Origin of the sequence: Desulfobulbus rhabdoformis, from assembly GCF_016919065.1 — a bacterium.
Classification (GTDB): domain Bacteria; phylum Desulfobacterota; class Desulfobulbia; order Desulfobulbales; family Desulfobulbaceae; genus Desulfobulbus; species Desulfobulbus rhabdoformis.
The window spans coordinates 30207-50436 of sequence record NZ_JAFFQA010000007.1 but is presented as its reverse complement, the minus strand read 5'-3'; the positions used below and the strand labels follow the sequence as shown (position 1 = coordinate 50436).

18 protein-coding genes are annotated in these 20230 nt (G+C 51.9%); 7 read left to right on the top strand and 11 right to left on the bottom strand.

The features are described from left to right. Positions 1-41: 41 nt before the first annotated feature. The 8 genes from dapF to argB form a co-directional block, all read right to left on the bottom strand. The gene (gene dapF, locus JWJ90_RS05235) at positions 42-878 is read right to left on the bottom strand and encodes a diaminopimelate epimerase (protein ID WP_205226148.1); all 837 of its coding nucleotides are present in this window, start codon (positions 876-878) and stop codon (positions 42-44) included. 62 nt (positions 879-940) lie between these two features. Continuing rightward, on the bottom strand, positions 941-1993 hold the full coding sequence (locus JWJ90_RS05230; RefSeq protein ID WP_205226147.1) for a fibronectin type III domain-containing protein: 1053 nt from the start codon (positions 1991-1993) through the stop codon (positions 941-943). Beyond that, entirely contained in the window at positions 1990-3387 is a 1398-nt protein-coding gene (argH, locus tag JWJ90_RS05225; RefSeq protein ID WP_338032290.1) for an argininosuccinate lyase, read from the bottom strand. Before argH ends, JWJ90_RS05230 begins: the two co-directional genes overlap by 4 nt. Before the next feature lie 2 nt (positions 3388-3389). Further along, positions 3390-4589 (bottom strand): argininosuccinate synthase, encoded by a 1200-nt coding sequence (locus JWJ90_RS05220; protein ID WP_205226146.1) that lies wholly within the window; start codon positions 4587-4589, stop codon positions 3390-3392. Positions 4590-4776: 187 nt separating this feature from the next. Further along, the gene (argF, locus tag JWJ90_RS05215; protein ID WP_205226145.1) at positions 4777-5700 is read right to left on the bottom strand and encodes an ornithine carbamoyltransferase; all 924 of its coding nucleotides are present in this window, start codon (positions 5698-5700) and stop codon (positions 4777-4779) included. A gap of 221 nt (positions 5701-5921) precedes the next feature. Beyond that, the gene (locus JWJ90_RS05210; RefSeq protein WP_205226144.1) at positions 5922-6509 is read right to left on the bottom strand and encodes a manganese efflux pump MntP; all 588 of its coding nucleotides are present in this window, start codon (positions 6507-6509) and stop codon (positions 5922-5924) included. Positions 6510-6551: 42 nt separating this feature from the next. Continuing rightward, positions 6552-7745 (bottom strand): acetylornithine transaminase, encoded by a 1194-nt coding sequence (locus JWJ90_RS05205; protein WP_205226143.1) that lies wholly within the window; start codon positions 7743-7745, stop codon positions 6552-6554. Next, positions 7742-8626 carry an acetylglutamate kinase gene (argB, locus tag JWJ90_RS05200; protein WP_205226248.1) on the bottom strand — a complete coding sequence of 295 codons (885 nt, stop codon included), beginning with the start codon at positions 8624-8626 and terminating at the stop codon, positions 7742-7744. Before argB ends, JWJ90_RS05205 begins: the two co-directional genes overlap by 4 nt. A gap of 287 nt (positions 8627-8913) precedes the next feature. Between argB and lptA the strand changes: the two genes are divergently transcribed. From lptA to JWJ90_RS05180, 4 genes are all read left to right on the top strand, one after another. Next, the gene (gene lptA / locus JWJ90_RS05195) at positions 8914-9441 is read left to right on the top strand and encodes a lipopolysaccharide transport periplasmic protein LptA (RefSeq protein WP_205226142.1); all 528 of its coding nucleotides are present in this window, start codon (positions 8914-8916) and stop codon (positions 9439-9441) included. A 5-nt stretch (positions 9442-9446) separates the two neighbouring features. After that, entirely contained in the window at positions 9447-10178 is a 732-nt protein-coding gene (gene lptB, locus JWJ90_RS05190; protein WP_205226141.1) for an LPS export ABC transporter ATP-binding protein, read from the top strand. A gap of 116 nt (positions 10179-10294) precedes the next feature. After that, positions 10295-11746 (top strand): RNA polymerase factor sigma-54, encoded by a 1452-nt coding sequence (gene rpoN / locus JWJ90_RS05185; RefSeq protein WP_205226140.1) that lies wholly within the window; start codon positions 10295-10297, stop codon positions 11744-11746. 18 nt (positions 11747-11764) lie between these two features. Beyond that, a complete protein-coding gene (locus tag JWJ90_RS05180) occupies positions 11765-12220 on the top strand; it encodes a PTS sugar transporter subunit IIA (RefSeq protein ID WP_205226139.1) in 456 nt (151 codons plus the stop codon). A 247-nt stretch (positions 12221-12467) separates the two neighbouring features. Here the strand turns inward: JWJ90_RS05180 and JWJ90_RS05175 are convergent, their stop codons facing one another. Together JWJ90_RS05175 and JWJ90_RS05170 are read right to left on the bottom strand one after the other, a co-directional pair. Beyond that, complete coding sequence (locus JWJ90_RS05175) at positions 12468-13817, bottom strand: class II 3-deoxy-7-phosphoheptulonate synthase (protein ID WP_240194760.1); 1350 nt, start codon at positions 13815-13817, stop codon at positions 12468-12470. Positions 13818-13970: 153 nt separating this feature from the next. Further along, entirely contained in the window at positions 13971-14537 is a 567-nt protein-coding gene (locus tag JWJ90_RS05170; protein WP_205226137.1) for a type I restriction enzyme HsdR N-terminal domain-containing protein, read from the bottom strand. A 698-nt stretch (positions 14538-15235) separates the two neighbouring features. On the opposite strand from JWJ90_RS05170, the gene JWJ90_RS05165 reads away from it, so the two are divergent. Beyond that, positions 15236-16156 carry a 50S ribosomal protein L11 methyltransferase gene (locus tag JWJ90_RS05165; protein WP_205226136.1) on the top strand — a complete coding sequence of 307 codons (921 nt, stop codon included), beginning with the start codon at positions 15236-15238 and terminating at the stop codon, positions 16154-16156. Positions 16157-16398: 242 nt separating this feature from the next. On the opposite strand, the gene JWJ90_RS05160 is transcribed toward JWJ90_RS05165, so the two are convergent. Next, positions 16399-17358 (bottom strand): EF-hand domain-containing protein, encoded by a 960-nt coding sequence (locus JWJ90_RS05160; RefSeq protein WP_205226135.1) that lies wholly within the window; start codon positions 17356-17358, stop codon positions 16399-16401. A gap of 544 nt (positions 17359-17902) precedes the next feature. Here JWJ90_RS05160 and JWJ90_RS05155 point away from each other — a divergent pair. After that, entirely contained in the window at positions 17903-18601 is a 699-nt protein-coding gene (locus tag JWJ90_RS05155) for a response regulator transcription factor (RefSeq protein ID WP_205226134.1), read from the top strand. Positions 18602-18606: 5 nt separating this feature from the next. Then, complete coding sequence (locus tag JWJ90_RS05150) at positions 18607-20124, top strand: ATP-binding protein (protein ID WP_205226133.1); 1518 nt, start codon at positions 18607-18609, stop codon at positions 20122-20124. Positions 20125-20230 lie beyond the last annotated feature (106 nt).

Sequence of the window (20230 nt, the reverse complement as noted above, 5' to 3'; positions counted from 1 at the left end):
TGCCCTGAATCCGTGAGCACCGGCTGGCACGAATTCAGATTTTACAATAATGCTTCCGGACTCAGTTCACCCTTATAAATCAAGGATGCAGGCCCTTTTAACACAACCTGATCCACGCTCCCATCTTTCAAGCCAGTAAACTGCACCGTGAGTGTGGTGGCTCCGGAAGTCACGAGCTCCACCGGTGAGGTGGTCATGTTTTTTGTTGCTGCGATCAGGGCTGCTGCGACCACTCCGGTTCCACAGGCCATGGTTTCGTTTTCAACCCCACGTTCGTAGGTTCGAATAAAAAAATCATTCCCTTGCTGCCCGACAAAATTTACATTTGTCCCCGCAGGGGCAAACATTGGGTGATGCCTGAGTTGACGTCCTAAACTGACAACATCCGTGGCCTCAACATCATCGACAAAAATAACCGCATGCGGCACCCCGGTGTCCACGCTATGCACCATAAAAAGTTCACCGGCCACCTCGACCTGACGGTCCAAACAAAAGGAATGCGGTGCGGTCATGCCGATGGTCACCTGGGTATCGGCTACCGCGGCTTCCACGATTCCCGCCAGGGTCTCAAAATGCATACGAGCAGCTGCCATACCGTTGAGATAGGCAAATCGGGCCACACAACGAGCACCGTTACCGCACATTTCAGCTTCCGACCCATCCGCATTAAAAAAACGCCATTTAAAATCCGCCCGCTCAGAAGGCTCAAGCAAAAAAAGCCCATCCGCTCCCACAGAAAACTGTCTGCGGCAGACCCGGCGGGCAAACTCAGGCATCATCTCGGGGAGAATCAGAGGCTGGCGATGGTCAATGACGATGAAATCGTTGCCCGCTCCACTCATTTTCCAAAAGGGAATCGGACGGGTAATTCGCTGCATCAAAAGCTCGTTTTCGTTGAGGGGTGTCGTGAATCTTGTTGAATGCTCCCTGGTAGAGCAGACTATTCGGCCCTTGCTTCCACGGAGCGCTCACTCTCGTTAGCAGGATCCTGGTCATCAAAACTGCTTACCGAATAATAGAGCACACCGCCTGGAGGATTCTGATCGACGAACAATGTATACGGGAGACTGACCTCAGCAACCTGCACAGGAGCCTCTCCCGCCTGCCGCCGATAGACTCGATAACCAGCCAGGTCATCTGCGGCAACATCCTTCCAGAAAACTTTCACCCCCATATCGGTGCGCAGGGCGTCTACCTGGCTCACCACTGGCGGTGCGGTCTGATCGGTCGGCGTGGCAACAGCAGACTCGCTCAGGGGGCCAACGATGATGCCGTGGGTATACATATTTTCAGCCTGCACCTGGTAAGTGTAGCGGCTACCGTTTTTCACATCGGTATCACGATAGCTGGTGATCGTAAGTGGTGTACCGTATGGCTTCACCTGCTTTCCGTCAACCCCTCGGAAGAGCTGATACTGCAGCGGCACAGTCATTTTTTCACCGGTTGTAAGTTCTGTAACCGGTTGCCACTGCAAGGTATTCTCCCCATCACCACTTAAGACTGTCAGGCTTCGGGGAGAGCGTGGCGGTGTCTGCCAGAGAAAAGAGATTTCATTGGAATCCTGAGACTCACGCCACCAACCGCTCTTACTGCGAACCTTGAAGTAATAGAGGTTCCCTGGGCGCAGGTCATTCACCTCATAGACAGCGGTTTTCTCGCTGCCAGGGACCAGATAACCGCCGGGTACATCAATGATTGTCCGGTAAGGAATGGGACAGGACGGACAAAAGTCGTCTTCAGGGATTTCAGCCTGGAAGAGTTCGAACCCGTCAATCTCCTCAACCGCTTCACCAGACATCGTTTTTTGCGGGTAGCTCCAGCTCAGGGTTGCCCCCTTGGGGGTTACCTCCACTTGAAGATCGGGAACGGCCTGGGGAAGAACCTGTTGGGGCGAGACGGGATCATCTTTAAACCCGCAGCCGCCGCAGAAAAGCACGCCTGTCGTCAGCAGGGTGAGCGCTGTTTGAACCAACCGGTCTTCCCTTCTCATCATTGCATTCCCAACTGTTGCTCAACCCGGGTCAACGCTTCCTCAACCCGTATCTGTGCAGTTCCGCCTGCCGAAAGCCGGCTATTGATCGAGCCTTCAACGGAAAGAACCTCAAAAATATCAGCTTCAATCAGCTCCGAATGTTCCTGGAGTTCAGCAAGGCTCAGGTCGATCAGCTCGCAGTCGCGCTCCTGGCAGAGGGCAACAATGCGCCCCACCACGCCGTGCGCCTGGCGAAAGGGCATATTACGCTTCACCAGGTAATCGGCCAGATCGGTTGCAGTCATAAAGCCACCTATGGTCGCAGCCTGAAGTCGCTCTTGGTTGAACTCGGTGTTATCCATGAGCTCGGCGGTGATCGAGAGACTGGCTTTGACCGTATCCAGGGCGTCAAAAACCTGTTCTTTATCTTCCTGCAGATCCCGATTGTAGGTCAATGGCAACCCCTTCATGGTCATCAACAAGGACATGAGCGCACCGGTAACCCGCCCGGTCTTTCCGCGCATCAATTCGGGGATATCGGGATTTTTTTTCTGGGGCATGATCGAAGAGCCGGTACAGTACCGATCACCTATACGGACAAACTCGAACTCTTTAGAAGACCAGAGGACCAACTCTTCGGAGAGACGGCTCAAGTGCAGCTGAATCAGATTCAGACAAAAGAGCATCTCCATGGCAAAGTCACGATCTCCACTGGTGTCCATGGAGTTGGCGCTGATGGCGGCAAAACCAAGCTCATCTGCAACAAACTGTCGATCTATGGGCAACCCGGTTCCGGCCATGGCAGCAGAGCCAAGCGGAAGCACGTCAATACGCTGGCGGCAGCCAACCAAACGGTCGCGATCGCGCTGAAACATCTCCACATAGGCCAGTAAGTGGTGGGAAAGCAGAACCGGTTGCGCCCGCTGCATGTGGGTGTAGCCGGGCATGACGGCGCCGAGATATTTCCGTGCCATACGGGCAAAGGCACGCTGCACTTCGGCCAGCAGGGTATCCAATGCATCGGCCTCATCGCGCAGATAGAGGCGAAAATCCAGATTCACCTGATCGTTACGACTGCGGGCAGTATGCAGCTTTGCTCCTGCCGCGCCGATGCGATCGGTGAGCACCTTTTCGATATTCATATGAATATCTTCAAGTTCGGGCCTGAATACGAATTCGCCCCGATCGATCTCTGCCTCGATTTCGGTCAATCCTTCAAGGATGGCATCACACTCTTCCACGGTGATCAGTCCCTGGCGCGCAAGCATGCGTGCATGCGCCTTGGACCCCATGATATCATGGTGATACAGCCGGGCATCGTACTGGATGGATGCGCTGTAGGCCTCAACCGATGCGGCGGTCGCCTCAGCAAAGCGACCGCCCCACATTTTCTCTGATTTCTGTTGCTCAGCCACGCTTATTTGTTCCGTTGGTAGGCTTGAATTTTCAAACGCAATGCGTTTAACCGAATAAATCCGGTGGCATCAGCCTGATTGTAGACCTCATCCTCTTCAAAGGTGGCAAAGGATTCGGAGTAGAGCGAATTATCCGACTTTCTCCCCACCGGGATGCAGTTGCCCTTGTAGAGCTTCAGACGTACTGTTCCATTCACCGTTGCCTGCGCCTCATCCATGGTCTTCTGCATCAGTTTCATTTCAGGAGAGAACCAGAAACCGTTATAAATCAGCTGCGAGTAACGCGGCACCAGAGAATCGCGAACACTCAAGACCTCACGATCCATGGTGATGGTCTCAAGGTCACGGTGAGCCGCCCGCAGGATCGTACCACCGGGAGTCTCATAGACACCGCGTGACTTCATCCCCACATAGCGGTTTTCAACCATGTCCAGACGACCTATACCATTGGCACCGCCCAGAGTGTTGAGTTTGGTCATGATATCAACCGGACCAAGACGCTCGCCATTGATGGCAACGGGATTGCCCTGCTCAAAATCGATCTCGATATAGGTCGGTGTATCCGGAGCTTTCTCCGGAGAGACGGTGAGCTTAAACATATCCTCATCCGGCTCGTTCCATGGATCCTCAAGAATTCCGCCTTCAAAACTGATATGCAGCAGGTTCTCATCAGAACTGTAGGGATTTTTCTTGGTTACCGGAACCGGAATATTATGCTCTTTGGCAAAGGCAACCAGCTTGGCACGTGAATTCAGATCCCAGATACGCCAGGGTGCAACAATGGTCAGCTTGGGATTCAGCGCCAGATAGCTCAGCTCAAAACGGACCTGATCGTTGCCTTTACCGGTTGCACCGTGACTCACGGCATCTGCCCCTTCTTCAGCTGCGATACGCACCTGCTCTTTGGAGATCAGTGGCCGAGCCAAAGAGGTCCCTAACAGATACGAGCCCTCGTAGATAGCATTGGCACGGAAAGCGGGAAAAATGTAATCGCGAACGAATTCCTCGCGCAGATCAGAGATAACCACCTTCTCCGCACCGGTCGCCATGCCCTTTTCGCGGACCGCATCCCAGTCCTCTTTCTGGCCGATATCGGCTGAATAGGCAACAACGGAGCAGTCATACTCATTGGCCAACCATTTTAAAATAACCGAGGTATCCAACCCGCCTGAGTAGGCGAGTACAATCTTGTTGATCGACATAATTCCACTCTGTGATCTCAAAGAGATCGTCTTGTATTGGTGTTGAGGCTTACCTGACGACATGGCTCTTTAGAAGAGTAGGTCATGCAAAGAGATTTTTCCACCGCCTTCTGTACACATATACACAAATCGACGTAGAAAAAAACGCGCAGCCCTTTCTTGAAGAGGGGGAGTCGCCCAAACCTTATTATTTTTTTGCGCCGAGAATAAAATGTTCCAGAATCGCGGCGTGAATGTGCATTTTGTTTTCAGCCTGGTCAAAGATTACGGACTGAGGTCCTTCAAGTATCTCTTCGGTCACTTCTTCCCCCCGGTGCGCGGGCAGGCAGTGCATAAAAATGGCCTCTTTGTCCGCCTCTGCCATCAAGGCAGCGTTGAGCTGGTACTTTTGAAAGAGACCAAGGCGTTTTTCCTGCTCGGACTCCTGCCCCATGGACGCCCAGACATCCACATTGACCACATCGACACCTTTGATCGCCTCACTTGGGCTCTGAGTCAGGCTGATAGCCCGGGGGCTCTTGGCCGTTGCTTTTTCCAGGATCTCCTGATTAGGGGCAAACCCTTCGGGACAGGCAAGACTGAGCGGAAAACCAAAGACCGATGCAGCCTCAATCCATGAATTTGCCATATTGTTGCCATCACCGATCCAGGCTACCTTGGTGGTGTCAAGTGTGCCTTTCTTTTCAAGCACCGTCATCATGTCACTTAAAACCTGACAGGGATGATGCAGGTCGGTTAGAGCATTGATGACCGGTACATCAGAATATTTTGCCAACTCCTCGACCACATCCTGACCAAAGGTGCGCACGACAATGGCGTCTACGTACCGGGCAAGCACCCGTGCCGTATCTTTAAGTGGCTCACCCCGGCCAAGCTGTGACTCTTTGGCCGACATAAAGATTACCTGCCCCCCCAGACCATACATGCCCGCTTCAAACGAGACACGGGTACGAGTGGAGGGTTTTTCAAACAAAAGACAGATCTTACGACCGGCAAGCTGTTGATGCCGAATACCCTGCTTCGCTTCGGCTTTTAGTATAAGTGCCCGATCAATGAGGGCACGGAGTTCTTCACGTGTAAAGTCGCCCAATGACAACAGATGTTTCTTCATTGTACTCTTCCTGGTAATCCAGAATCGACAACGACGATAAGCATTTCAAGAGCAACGCTCTTTTTCCATCGGTGTCTCTCCGGGTAAAAAAAACAATTGATACAAAAAAACAGGGCGTTTGCAAAGGGATTTTGCCAGCAGTCAGTGGAATGCAAGGGGAATCAGGGAATCTGACGATGAATTCCTGGGCATTCATCGCAACGTCACACATTGAGGTGAGGTTATATAATACCAGTAACCGCCCTCTCGAAAAAGAGGGCGGAAAAAAGGATTTTGCCTCCGATGAGAATCAGGATGACACCACCGGCCACCTCCACCCGCGTCCCCCAGAGTTGTCCGGCCCGGGTTCCAAGAAACAGCCCCAGAACGGTAAAAGCACTGGCAACCAGGCCGATGACCAGGGCTGGCATCCAGACGACAACGTCGAGCATGGCCAGAGAAAGGCCAACGGCCAGAGCATCAATACTGGTGGCAACAGCCAGCCCCACCATGGTCAGGCCTCGGCTGGGATCATTGGCACGTTCCTCATCCTCATCTGCCGTCAGTGCCTCACAGATCATACGCCCACCAATGTACAGCAGGAGGCCAAAGGCAACCCAATGGCTCCAGGTAGCGATAAAGGAGTGTACGGTTCTTCCGGCAAGCCAGCCAATAACAGGCATAAGTGCCTGAAACAGACCAAAATGAAAGGCTAAACGAAAACAGGGCCGAAAGCTCAGAGGATGCAGCACCGCACCGGCGGCCAGGGCCACGGCAAAGGCGTCCATGGCCAAAGCCACGGCAACAGCAATCAGAGAAAGACTATCCATGGTACGGCAATCTGCTTAATCCGGTTTTTCAAGTGAATCCGATTACAGGCTATCAAAAATGCGACAGAGCTTCTCCACCACCGCATCGATTTCTTCGGTGCTGACAATCAGAGGTGGCACAAAGCGCAGCACCTTATTGCCGGCAAAGTTAATCAGGGCGCCATCCTCAAACATTCGCTGCACGATCGCAAGCCCCTGCTCAATGCCCTTCTCAGTCAGCATCAGCCCAAGGAGCAAGCCCCGTCCCCGTACTCCCGTAGCCAGGTGGGGATACTGGGCTGCAACAGCTTCAAGCTTTTTGATAAAGTAACGGCTTTTCTCCTGCACCGACTCCATAAAACCATCCGCCAGCATGGTTTTCAGCACTTCAACGGCGGCAGCGGCAGCCACCGGGTTACCACCAAAGGTAGAGGCATGGGTTCCGGCCACCAAGGATGCGGCGATCGTCTCCGTGGTCAGCATGGCGCCAATGGGAAGCCCATTGCCCAGTGCCTTGGCCAGAGTCATGATATCCGGAGTCACGCCGAGCTGCTCATGGCAGAACAGGGTTCCGGTTCGACCGAGGCCGGTTTGGACCTCATCAAAAATAAGCAAAAGTCCATGCTTATCGCATAGATCGCGGATGGCCTGAAGATATTCTGTCTCCAGGGGACGCACACCGCTTTCTCCCTGCAAAGGCTCGCAGAGGATGGCGCAAGTCTGCGGAGTAATCAGCGCTTCTATAGCCTTGGGATCACCAAATTCCGCGTGAACAAAGCCCTGGGGCAGCGGTTCAAATCCCTGATGAAATTTGGGTTGCCCTGTGGCCGCTACCGCTGCCAGCGTACGCCCATGAAAAGATCCGGAAAGCGAGATAATTTCGTACTTCCCAGGCCCACTGTGGATTCGAGCCAGCTTTATTGCCGCCTCGTTCGCCTCTGCTCCGGAGTTGCCCATAAAAACACGATCGGCAAAACTGTTTTTGACCAACAGCTCGGCAAGCTCAATCTGCGGCTTGGTGTGATAAAGGTTGGAGACATGAACGAGCTCGCCTGCCTGCTTTCTGATAGCCTCGGTGACCACCGGGTGACAATGCCCCAGCGAGCACACGGCAATACCGGCGAGAAAGTCGAGATATTCCTTACCGTCAGCATCCCAAAGCTTGCAGCCACTCCCCTTCACCAATGCTGCGGGGTACCGATTGTAGGTACCTATAAAGACTGCATTGCCCCGTTCTGCCCATTCTTGATTACTCATGCCACTAACTCCGTTCCGATACCTTCTCGCGTAAAAATTTCCAAAAGGATGGCATGCTCCTGCCGTCCATCGATGATATGTGCCTTGGCCACACCGCTATCAAGCGCTGATTTACAACAGTTCACTTTGGGGATCATACCCCCCTGAATCACACCTGAATCAATCAGGCCATTGATCTGATCACGGCTTATGGTGGAAATCAGCTCCCCCTTTTCATCCTTGACCCCTTCCACATCAGTAAGCAGCATCAGCTTGACCGCATTGAGCTCTGCGGCAATGGCACCGGCAACCAGATCGGCATTAATATTAAAGGCCTGCCCGTCTTCTCCCACCCCCACCGGGGCAATAACCGGGATAAAATCCTGCTCGTCAAGCGCGGTTAAAATCTCCGGATTAACCTGGGTGACCTGTCCGACTCGGCCAATATCGATAAGTTCCGGCGGACGGTCCTCACTGGCGGGCTTACCCTGAATCGTCAGCTTACGCGCCTGCACCAGGTCACCATCACGGCCGGAAAGCCCCACAGCCTTCCCCCCGCAATGATTGATCAGCCCGACTATTTCCTTATTCACTTTGCCCACCAAAACCATCTCCACCACATCCATGGTCTCCCCATCGGTGACCCGCATGCCCTGAACATAGGAGGGAGTAATCTGCATTTTTTCCAGGAAACGGTTGATCTGGGGGCCACCTCCGTGGACAATGACCGGGTTAATGCCGACATATTTCATCAAGATCACATCAAGGGCAAAGTTGCGCTTGAGCGTCTCGTCGACCATGGCATGGCCACCATACTTGATCACGACGGTTTTTCCCCGGAACTCGCTCATATAGGGCAGCGACTCCACCAGTACCTTGGCCTTTGCTATCTCTTCTTGCATCATGTGCTCTATATCCTTAATCCAGTAATTGGAATATTCTGTATTCACTCGGGCGCTTATTGTACCTCTGCTTCCCGCACCTGTAAACTCCTGCGTTTTCTTCCTTCCGTCAATCTGTGCTCCACACGCCTGGCTCGGAAAAAGATTGTCTGAAAAAGCCAACATGACAACGGACCAAGGGGCTTTACTTTTAGAGGATAACCAAGTAGTATTTGTCTGCTCTTGCAAAAAATAAACCCAAAAACCACATTTGTTCATTTTTCCCTTGCATTTCTGAGGAGATGACCATGGAGCATGGAAAACGCATTCGCCTGCGAATGCTGCCCCTGCTGATCATCATATTGCTTTTCCCGCTGGGTGCGGCGATTGGGGCCGAACAGGCGAACAAGCCCATCAGCATTGAAGCAAACCGCATGATATCGCAGGAAAAAGACAACATCGTCATCTTTCAGGGCAAGGTAGATGCCCGTCAGGGAAACCTGACCATCCGTGCCGATGAGATGACTGTTTATTATAGTGCCAAATCCACTCAAGGGGGGGGCGGCGATGCGTCCACTAGCCGGGTGGAAAAATTGATCTGTAAAAATAATGTCAAAGTCAGCCAGGGCGACTGGCTCGGCACGGGCAAACGGATGGATTATTTTGCCCCTGAGCGCAAGGTGGTCTTGCAGGGAGATGCCAAGGCCTGGCAGGGACAAAACATGGTTGCCGGCAAAACCATCACCTATTACCTGGATAAAAAACGCTCGGTGGTCGAACAGGATCCCTCTGCAAACGGTCGTGTTCGTGCCATTATTCATCCTGAATCGAAGTAAAGACAATGTCCAAACGAGCACTGCTTGAAACCAGCGGCCTGATCAAAGAATACCGCAACCGAAGGGTGGTGGATCAGGTCAACCTGCAGGTGCCCGGTTCTTCGGTGATCGGCCTGCTCGGCCCCAACGGTGCCGGCAAAACCACGACCTTTTACTCCATTGTTGGTTTTGTTCGCCCGACGCAAGGCTCAATCCTGCTTGATGGCGAAGATATTACCAGCCTGCCGATTCATAAACGCGCTTCGCGTGGAATAACCTATTTGGCGCAGGAAGCCTCGGTCTTCAAGAAGTTGACCGTGGAGGAAAATATCCGCATCGTTCTTGAACCGCTTGGTCTTTCGCGCAGCGAGATCAATAGGCGCATCGAAGAGTTGATGGCCGAGCTCAAACTCGAGTACCTGGCGGGCAATAAGGGGCATGGCCTTTCCGGCGGCGAGCGACGCCGGGTTGAAATCATGCGGGCTCTGGCCACACGGCCCCGCTTTATCCTTTTGGATGAGCCCTTTGCAGGCGTGGATCCGCTCTCGGTGGCTGATCTCCAGGGAATTATCCGTGACCTTAAAGACAAGGGGCTTGGCGTTTTGATTTCTGATCACAATGTGCGGGAAACCTTGCAGGTCTGTGATTTCGCCTATATTATGAACGGCGGCCAAATTCTGACCAGTGGCGCTGCCGATGAGGTTATTCAAAGCTCAGTCGCGCGAAAGATGTATCTCGGCGATAATTTTAAACTGTAGGGTTGCAGTAGGTACGGTAGAAAGAAGTAATTCGAGAATACAATTTGGCAACAACTTGAATACGTCGAAAAAGGTCGCATTTAAGCTGTTGAAGACTTGACGGGAAACACTAATCGATGGCTCTTGAACTCAGGCAAAATCTGAAGCTGGCGCAAAAACTGGTGATGACACCACAGCTCCGTCAGGCTATTAAGTTGCTCCAGTTAGGACGCCTTGAGTTGACCGAGGCCCTGCAAGCAGAAATTGAGCAAAACCCAATGCTTGAGGAGGCGCCAAGCCTGCAGGAGCAGGCGGGCAATCCTGAGGCGCTCAATGCCGAAGAAAATACCGCCAAAAACGAGGCAATCGTCACCGACAAGGTGAAGGGAGACGACCCTTCTTCGGTGGCTGAGATAAACTGGGAAGATTACTCAAACAGCTTCGACACAGATCTCTCCTTTGCCCACGAGGCCCCTCCCGCCGATGCCCCCTCACAGTTTGATTTTATCTCTGCCACACCAGGATTGGATTCTTATCTGATGTGGCAGCTGACCCATCTCGAACTCAATGAAAAGGATGTCGACCTAACCCAATTTATCATCTGCAACCTGGACGGGCACGGCTTCCTTGAAGCTACCGTAGCCGACATCGCGGCCTATGGGGAGTGTAGCGAAGACGAAGCCGAAGGCTGTCTGCGCATTATTCAAAGCCTCGACCCGCCAGGGATTGGTGCCCGCGATATTCGCGAATCTCTGCTGCTCCAACTGGACAGACTCGATTATTACGACACCCTGCCCTACCAGATTGTTGAAGAGCATATGGGGCTTTTACAGTCGCGTAACTATGCGCAGATTGCCCGCGAGGTTGGCTCTCCGGTCAAAAAGGTGATGGAGGCAGTTGCAGTCATTCAGGAACTGACCCCCTATCCGGGCAACGAATTCAGCAACGAACAGACCAACTACGTTGTCCCGGACGTCTACCTCTATAAAATTGATGGCGAATTTGTCATCCAACTCAATGACGATGGCCTCCCGCAGCTGCAACTCTCCAGCGAGTACCAGCAATTGCTCAAGCAAAAAGGGAATCTCAACACTGAATCCCGGGGATATCTGCGTGAAAACAAGCGAAATGCCGAATGGTTTATCAAATCCATAGAGCAACGCCAGCGCACCATCTACAGGGTCATGGAGTCCATTCTCAAATTTCAGCACGACTTTTTTGAGACCGGGCCAGCGGCCATGAAACCGCTGATCCTGCGAGACGTGGCCGAGGACATCGGCATGCACGAGTCCACAGTCAGTCGGGTCACTTCCAACAAGTATGTGCACTGCCCTCAGGGTATCTACGAGCTCAAGTATTTCTTCAGCACCGCTGTTCCCAATGCTGACGGTGAGACAGTTGCAGCCGAGGCCATCAAGACCCGCATTCGCCAGCTCATCAGCGGAGAAAACCCTGCCAAGCCTCTGAGCGATAATAAAATTTCCGAGCTGCTCAAAACAGAGAACATCTCGGTTGCTCGGCGTACTGTGGCCAAATACCGGGAGCAGATGAAAATCCTTCCGGTGAAACATCGGCGCCAGACCGTGTAACCTTAAGAAGGTGGACTCATGCCCCAACTGAACAGCGATGCTATCATTTTGGATATGAAGGCCACCACCAAAGACGGGGCCTTACGGGAGCTGGCCGGGCTTGCCGCCACCCAATGCGGACGATTCACCGAAGAGGTGCTCTATCAAATTCTTCTGGAGCGGGAAGCGGTGGGCTCAACCGGTGTGGGCAATGGAGTGGCTATTCCCCACGGAAAGATAGAGGGGTTGGATCAGATTCTGCTCTGTTTTGGACGCAGTCGTGCTGGAATCGACTTTAACGCCATTGATAAACGCGATGCCTACCTTTTCATGTTGATGATTTCCCCTGCAGGAAAAGGCGGTGAGTACCTGCAGACCCTGGCACGGGTCAGCCGTATTCTTAAAAAGAGTCGAAATCGCCAACTTCTTTTTGATTATCCCACCCGAGAAGAAATCGTTACACTTTTTGCCTCGGAAGACAACGCTTCAAAATAATCCCCTGAAGCCTCTACGGCTGGAAGAAATCGAAAAAAAAATCCCGATGCGATCAAAGATGATTGCATCGGGATTTTTTTTAGGGTGTCTTGAATAATTAGATTTTTCAATCAAGGCCAAGGATCGCGCAAAATTTTACCGCAGGCATATAGTTGATATTCCGAGGATAAAATTTTAAGCAAGACGCCGGGATTGGAAGAAAAAGCAATTATTCAAGATTCCCTTTATTCTCGTACGGACGCAAGTATCAACTACTGCGAATCATCTCCGCAATCTGGAAGGCCATCTCCAAAGACTGCTCGGCGTTCAGCCGCGGATCACAGGTGGTGAGGTAACGCTGACCAAGCTGAGCATCGGAGAGCTGGCGAGCACCGCCGATACATTCGGTGACATCATCACCGGTCAGCTCGAAATGAACGCCGCCAGGTACAGTGCCTTCAACCCAGTGCAGCTCGAAAAAGCAGCGCAGTTCAGAGAGAATGTTCTCAAAATCGCGGGTCTTATGGCCTGAATCCGCCTTAAAGGTGTTGGCATGCATGGGGTCACAGGTCCAGAGCACCTGCTGACCGGATTTTTTCACGGCACGCAAGAGCGGTGGCAGGTATTTTTCAATATCTCTGTAGCCAAAACGGGTAATGAGGGTGATACGCCCTGCCTCATTTTCCGGGTTGAGGCGCTCAATGATTTTCAGGATGGTGTCTATATCGTAATTGGGTCCGACCTTCATCCCCAGAGGATTGCGAACGCCACGGAGAAATTCAATATGGGCGCCGTCGAGCTGACGGGTACGATCACCAATCCAGAGCATGTGAGCTGAACAGTCGTACCAGCCGCCGGTGATGGAATCTTCACGGGTCAGAGCCTGTTCATAGCCCAGGAACAGTGCCTCATGGGAGGTAAAAAACTGCACCTCTTTCAGGCGGGGAATATCGGTTTCAATGCCGATGGTTTCCATGAACTTAATCGCATTGGAAATCTGCACCGCCATGCGCTCATAAGAGCGCCCCATGGGAGACTGTTTCACAAACTCCTGGTTCCAGGCCTGTACTCGATGGAGGGAACCAAAACCACCGCGGGTAAAGGCACGCAGCAGGTTCAGGGTCGAAGCAGAGAGGTGGTAGCCCTTGAGCATGCGGGCAGGATCAGGAATTCGTGCCTCGGCATCCGGCTCTATTGAGTTCGCCATATCGCCGCGGTAACTGGGAATTTCCATGCCATTGACATTTTCCATGTCCGCAGAACGGGGCTTCGCGTATTGACCGGCAATACGACCGACTTTGACCACTGGCTTATTACCGGCATAGGTCAGAACGACTGCCATCTGCAGCAGGACTTTTAACGTCTCACGAATATTGGGGGCTGTGCAGCGGGAAAACTCTTCAGAACAATCACCACCCTGCAGCAAAAAGGCCTCACCCTTGACCGCCTTGGCAAGCATTGATTTCAGATCCCTGATTTCACCGGCAAAAACCAAGGGGGGCAGTTCGGAAATAGTCTGAACGATTTCGTCGTATCGTTGTTTGTCCGGCCACTTGGGTTGTTGCAGGGCTGGGAAATTGTGCCAACTTGTCTTGCTCCAGTTGCTCATGTTCTCCATGTTCGTCATGTGGGTAAGGGTTTATGGCTATTCGCCGCCACACATGGTGGCGACGCGGTTGGTAATTTTTGCGTCAGTGGCCGTTTAGAGACGAGGATTTTTGTTCAAGCTCAGGTAAGCCCCGACTCCGAAAAGGCTGTCTCTGAATGGGCACTATTCAGGCTTTGGGGTACACCCACTGCCCATACAGCAGACTTCCAAATCAAACACATTTAATATACGCAGAGCCTGGTCACGCTTTTGCGGATCTGCAAACGGCTCGAAACTATACTCTTTTCGCAACTGTTCGGCCTGTGCCCGAGTCGGAATGCAGTCCATGCCCGTGGCCAACACCTTGCCGTGCTCTGTCTCCAGCAGCTCGGCATCGCGACCGTTCGTCACAATGGCCAGGGGAATACGATATGCAGGCTCAAGAATTCGGGCAGCTGCAAGAGCCGCCTTCTCCCGGGTTACCAGAGAGCCTGGCCCGTAGCGCAAAATAAAAAGTCGTTTTCCCTCAATACTGACCGTCAACTCAATGGTGGTCACCACATGATGATCATAGTCTGTGACAATGGTCAGACGGGGTTCTAATTCCTCTTTGGCATAGCCCAAACGTTCGACTAAAAGCCGAGCCAACTCCTGACGGGTGCGTTCATCATCCGTGTCCTGCAGCGTTGCTCCGGTGAGAAAATCCTGTAGCTCACCGTAGACAATATGATGTCCAGAGGTATCAACCATGGCAGCCTCACATGCATCTAACCAGTTTTTTTTCCACGTACGCCAACAACTTGCTGAGTAGCGGGCCCTATCAGTTGCCCTGCAAACCGTTTGCGGTGTACAGCACAATAAGAAAACCAATTCAGCTGGTTAGTACGCACACGGGGTAAAAACAGGAGGGAACAGCAGATGGACGAAAAATCCTTTGGCGATGCTGTCGGCTTCTCTCCCCTCGGCGACCAGCCGCAACTCTACCTAGGGCAATTCCGTGACCAGCAACAGGGAGACTTAAGTAATCGTTAAATGATGATTTTGTCAATCACCAATTTGGCCTGACCACCTGGCAGCATGGATCGACAAGAAATGCCTGCAAGAGGAAAGCCTCGCCGTCGGCTTTGATTACGAGTAGTATAGAGTACACTCGAATCCGTGACGGCGGGTGGTCACTGAACAACGCATCTTTTTAATAAGACGACGTATTTTTACAAATTCATGTATTGTTCAGTTGCACCCGCCGCCCTTTGGGGCATCCATTAGCACACCATTTTCATTGCCTGTAACATACCGATAAAGTTTACTTTAATCGGCATGTCACAAACAACGAAACTGGCGCACTGATGAATGCTCACGGATTCAGAGTACAATTATCCTGAATTCGTGAGCATTCAGAAAACCCTCCATGCCCTGCGCATGTCACAATACAGCAACAGACAACGAACATGACAGACAACACAAATGACACGACCAACCAATGGCTGAAGCTTTCTTTTCTCTGCCCACTGCCCCTTCTTGAACCAACCTCCGATTTACTTGGCGTCTTGAGCGGCTCCGGCGTTGAGCAGAGCCCGGAAACCGATGCAGGGGCGACAATCAGTGGCTTTTTCCAGCTTGGAACGACTGAAGATGAAGGAGAGACGACTGTGCAGTCCGTTATGGCCCAGGTTCAAGCACAGTTAGAGGAGCTCTTTGCCCTGTATGAACTCACTTTGCCAAGCTTTGAAACAACGCTCATGGCTGATGAGGATTGGGCAACAAGCTGGCAACAATACTTCAAGCCCTTTGAAATCGTACCCGGATTGATCATTAAGCCCTCCTGGGAAGAATTTACCCCAGAGGCTAACCAACAGGTCATAGAAATGGATCCGGGCATGGCTTTTGGAACGGGACAACATGCCTCCACCCAGATGGCGTTGTCCCTTATTCAAGACAGTATGCGACAGCTTCATGCACCTTCGGCTTTTGATGTCGGCACAGGGACAGGCATTCTCGCCATGGCTGCCCTGCTTTTTGGAGCTCGATACGCCCTTGCCATTGACAATGACCCCGAAGCAGTCCGCGTCGCTCTTGAAAACATTGAACACAACGGGCTGGCTGAACGTATTGCCGTACGCACCACTCCGGTTGAAGAGGTGAGCGAAACTTTTCCTCTAGTCATTGCCAACATTGTCCACGATGTTCTCATTGCCATGGCCCCATCCCTGGTAGAACGTACAGCTCCTGGCGGCCATTTGATCCTGGCTGGCATCCTCAGTGGTGCCCAGGAAGAAAATATCATAAAACACTATGGGGAGCTTGGCTGCTCGATCCTGAACCGAAAATACACCGATGAGTGGGTATCGCTGCAGTTTGAGCGTGAATAATTAATCCTTATAGGGTGTCTTGAATAATTAGATTTTTCAATCAAGGCCAAGGATTGCGCAAAATTTTACCGCAGGCATATAGCTGATATTCCGAGGATAAAATTTTAAGCGTGACGTAGGGATTGGCAGAAAAAGCAATTATTCAAGATTCACTATAGACTTTCTCCTGAGTGATCATTTAAAAAAAGCGCTGCTTTCCAAAGAGTCGAGAGCAGCGCTTTTTTTGAGCATTGAATCAGGGGTTAGGCCATGCCACTAAAAGGCCCCATCATCGTTTCCATCATGGTACCGGTATTTTCTGTCCCCAGAGACGACATACTCATCATGTTCATGTATGTTTCAACCGCAACAGTATTCAGGGGACCATTTTCAGTAGCTGGTGGGCCACCTTCTGGTCGGTTTGCTTCCATGGCGGCAACAGCATCTTCAGCTGTCAGGCCATCAGAAGAACTGGCATAATCTGCAAGAAGTGAGTCAGCATCATATGCAGAGCCAGTGGCCTCATTGAGGAAGTCGGCCAGCTCTGTTAAACTGTCCTCGTCCAGAACGCCACTGTCAGTTAAAGAAAGCGCACTGACAAAATCCTCTTCAAAAGAAGCCCCCATGCCTGTTGCCTCTTGCGCTTCAGGTTGCTCTGGGCGATTATCCTCCATGGCAGCAACGGCATCTTCAGCTGTCAGGCCCGTTTCAGCATCGCTTGCATACTCCTCTAAAAACGTCGACACAGTATATTCTGAACCTGTGGCACCGTTAATAAAGTCAACAAGCTCCTGAACGTCATCTTCACTCAGCGCTTCTTCATCAGAACTCTCAAGTGCACTGACAAAGTCCTCTTCAAAGGAGGCCCCTCCTGGACCACCAGAAGGAGGTGGAGGAGGCCCCTGTGGCGCGTTGGCTTCCAGGGCCGCCACCGCTTCATCCTCACTGATGGTACCGCTCTCATCAGTGTCATAGGTTGAGAGAAACTCCGTTAACTCTTCAGATACACCGGTATCGTAGCCAACCGCTTCGGCAAGCGATTGAATTTCCGCATCTGTATCCAGACTGCCGCTTTCATCCGCATCCAGATCGGAAACAAGTTCCGTAAAATCCGGTTGTTCTTTTGCCTCTTCATTTCCAGAAGGGGCTCGGGTCTGCATATTGGACATCATCTGCCCAATAGAGTACCCACTGACACTACTGCCTATACCGAAGACCGACATAATACACCTCCTTATGACGTATCTGTCCTCTCTGCACTTTCACCTGCGGCTTCATGCCTGTGTGAAAAACGGAGTGAACATGATTATCCCGCCCACTGCGGGTTACCTCTCGCTTCGTCGTGAACAAAGAGGCCGTTTATGCGTATTTAGTTGTTTTTTAGTAACAATGGGCAACAATTAGCGCCTTCCCTGTCAAGGATGTGACTCTACCTGCTGAAATATCACTGAAGGTAGAACCAAGCGCGTAAGCAAGTTTGACTTTCAAACATACCTGACGATTTTCCAATGCTCATTCCCTTTCCAGATACAGGTAAGATTATATCGGTATATTAGGGAGATTTGCTTGTTAACCCTCAGAAAATTATTGTAAACTTCTGTAAATTGCCTAACAAACTTTTTACAGGAAACACTATGGTGGGCCTTTGAAATTGTATCCCCCCTCGTATTTGCAGTGAACAAGCGTACCGGTTATGCGCAGATTGCAGCGTGCAAGCCAACAAAACCGCCTGCAAATCAGGGCCATGCTTAACTTTATGGACACCTCATGAAAATTCTGATTATTGACGACGACACCGAACTCTGTGACCTGCTCACGACCTACCTGGATCAGGAAGGCTTTGATGTGGCTGCCATCCACGAGGCTCAGGACGGACTTGCCGCCGCACAAAGCGGTGACTATGCCTTTCTTATACTGGATGTGATGTTACCGGGATTCAGTGGATTTGATTTATTGCGTCAGCTGCGACGCACTTCCGCCATGCCGGTGATCATGCTTACGGCACGAGGTGATGAGGTCGATCGCATTGTTGGCCTGGAAATGGGAGCTGATGATTACCTGCCCAAACCGTTTAATCCGCGTGAGCTGGTGGCCCGAATCCGTGCTATTCAACGGCGCGGTGAAAATGGACTGGGGAACCAATCTGGAGTGCCGGGAAAAATCATGGCTGACGATATTGCCATTGATCTGGGAACTCGCACCGTCTACCAAAACGATGCAGAGGTCATTCTGACCGCGGTTGAATTTTCCCTGCTTCATGCGCTGATTAAACGCATCGGTCAGGTGGTCAACCGTGAAGACTTGGCCCAAGAGGTGTTGGGCCGCAAGTTGGAGATGTTCGACCGCTCCATTGATGTTCACATCAGCAGTCTGCGCAAAAAACTTGGACACCACATCCACGGAGTCGAGCGGATCAAAACCATACGCAGTGTCGGCTACATGTACTCCTGCACCGCTGCGGTCTGATCCTCATGCGCTCTATCTTTTTTCGGCTGTTACTTAGCTTCTTTTTCACTATCCTCCTGACCAGCATCATCAGCGGCCTGGTCATGTTTTCCATATCGCGTCGCTCGGTGGACACCTTTCGCCACGACTTTCAACAACGACTGCAAAACAATATCGCCCGTTCCGTTGCTTTGATGGGGCAGGCGGCATATATCATGCGGTTGCATCGCGGCGATACAGCTTTCAACGACTATGTACGGGAAATTGAGGAGTCGATGCACACCCAGCTTCTCCTCCGTATTGACTCGAAACTCTACCCGGACGCTGCCCCCCTCAACCGGGATATTCTGGAAGCACTGAATCGAACCGATCTGAGCACGCAGCCATATATCGCTGAGCAGGGGCGACAACTCATCGTCATTAAAGAACTGCAATCGCTCCAGGGAAAACCATATCAGGTCATCGGCTTGCACCATATCGGCCCCCCACCGGGCATGAAAATGCCACCTCCCCCACAAGAGATACGCGGGGGCCGCATGCCTCCCCCACCTCCCTTTGAACCAAAAAGAGGTTTTCTTTCATATTACATGGGAGACAAATGGGTTCGCTTACTGGTTTTTCTCCCTATTGCCGGAATCATCTGTTATCTGCTGGCGCGCTCGTTCAGCGCCCCCCTGACTCGTCTGCGTCGTACCAGTCGCCAGATAGCCTCTGGGGATCTCTCGGCCCGGATTGGCACAAGTTTAGGTAAACCTGGCAATGAGGTCGGGGATCTGGCACGAGATTTCGACCATATGGCTGAACGGATGGAGGGGCTCGTCACCGGACAAAAACGGCTGCTTTCAGATATTTCCCATGAACTGCGCTCGCCTTTGGCCCGGCTTAACCTGGCCTTGGAACTGGCCAAAAAACGTTTTAACGCCGAAGATGATGACAATCTTGCGCGCATTGGCCGTGAATCGGAACGACTCAATGCCCTCATCGGCCAACTGCTTTCCCTGACCCGCAGTGAAGCCTTTCTCATGGACAAGGATACTCCAGATGTTGCACTGCCAGAACTCATCCAGGAAATAGTCGATGATGTACGCTTTGAAACAAGTACCCAGCATAAAACGATCAAGGTGCTGAGTCTAGAGCCACTGATTGTGATTGGCTCGATGGAGCTGCTCCACCAGGCCATCGAGAATGTGATTCGCAACGGAGCCTACTACACCTTTGCCCATACCGAGGTGCATGTGCGTCTTTTCAGCAAAGCAGATGCCATACAGCAGCAATGGGCTGTTATTCAGGTGCGAGATCATGGCCCCGGGGTTCCGGAGAAAAAAATCCCCTATCTCAAAGAGCCTTTTTTCCGGGTTGCAGAAGCGCGAGATCGAAACAGCGGCGGGACCGGCCTTGGCCTGGCTATTGCCCACCAGGTCGTGCAGCAGCATGGTGGACACATCAGCATCTGCAACGTGCCCAACCAGCACGGGTTGATTGTGGAAATCCATCTTCCTCTAGCCCGACAAAAGGCCGAGGCAACTCAAGGGCATCTCGAATAATTGCTTTTTCTGCCAATCCCCCGGAGTCTGGCGCTTACCTGGCCTTGATTGAAAAATCTAATTATTCAAGACACCCTCAATAGAGATATTTTTTCCACCCAATGTA

Coding starts and splice junctions, on each gene's coding strand:
- JWJ90_RS05230 (WP_205226147.1), bottom strand. CDS start 1,993: ATGATGAGAAGGGAAGACCGGTTGGTTCAAACAGCGCTCACCCTGCTG.
- argB (WP_205226248.1), bottom strand. CDS start 8,626: ATGCAAGAAGAGATAGCAAAGGCCAAGGTACTGGTGGAGTCGCTGCCC.
- JWJ90_RS05210 (WP_205226144.1), bottom strand. CDS start 6,509: ATGGATAGTCTTTCTCTGATTGCTGTTGCCGTGGCTTTGGCCATGGAC.
- JWJ90_RS05160 (WP_205226135.1), bottom strand. CDS start 17,358: ATGTCGGTCTTCGGTATAGGCAGTAGTGTCAGTGGGTACTCTATTGGG.
- JWJ90_RS05170 (WP_205226137.1), bottom strand. CDS start 14,537: ATGGTTGATACCTCTGGACATCATATTGTCTACGGTGAGCTACAGGAT.
- lptA (WP_205226142.1), top strand. CDS start 8,914: ATGGAGCATGGAAAACGCATTCGCCTGCGAATGCTGCCCCTGCTGATC.
- dapF (WP_205226148.1), bottom strand. CDS start 878: ATGCAGCGAATTACCCGTCCGATTCCCTTTTGGAAAATGAGTGGAGCG.
- JWJ90_RS05205 (WP_205226143.1), bottom strand. CDS start 7,745: ATGAGTAATCAAGAATGGGCAGAACGGGGCAATGCAGTCTTTATAGGT.
- lptB (WP_205226141.1), top strand. CDS start 9,447: ATGTCCAAACGAGCACTGCTTGAAACCAGCGGCCTGATCAAAGAATAC.
- JWJ90_RS05155 (WP_205226134.1), top strand. CDS start 17,903: ATGAAAATTCTGATTATTGACGACGACACCGAACTCTGTGACCTGCTC.
- JWJ90_RS05180 (WP_205226139.1), top strand. CDS start 11,765: ATGCCCCAACTGAACAGCGATGCTATCATTTTGGATATGAAGGCCACC.
- JWJ90_RS05165 (WP_205226136.1), top strand. CDS start 15,236: ATGACAGACAACACAAATGACACGACCAACCAATGGCTGAAGCTTTCT.
- JWJ90_RS05175 (WP_240194760.1), bottom strand. CDS start 13,817: ATGGAGAACATGAGCAACTGGAGCAAGACAAGTTGGCACAATTTCCCA.
- rpoN (WP_205226140.1), top strand. CDS start 10,295: ATGGCTCTTGAACTCAGGCAAAATCTGAAGCTGGCGCAAAAACTGGTG.
- JWJ90_RS05220 (WP_205226146.1), bottom strand. CDS start 4,589: ATGTCGATCAACAAGATTGTACTCGCCTACTCAGGCGGGTTGGATACC.
- JWJ90_RS05150 (WP_205226133.1), top strand. CDS start 18,607: ATGCGCTCTATCTTTTTTCGGCTGTTACTTAGCTTCTTTTTCACTATC.
- argF (WP_205226145.1), bottom strand. CDS start 5,700: ATGAAGAAACATCTGTTGTCATTGGGCGACTTTACACGTGAAGAACTC.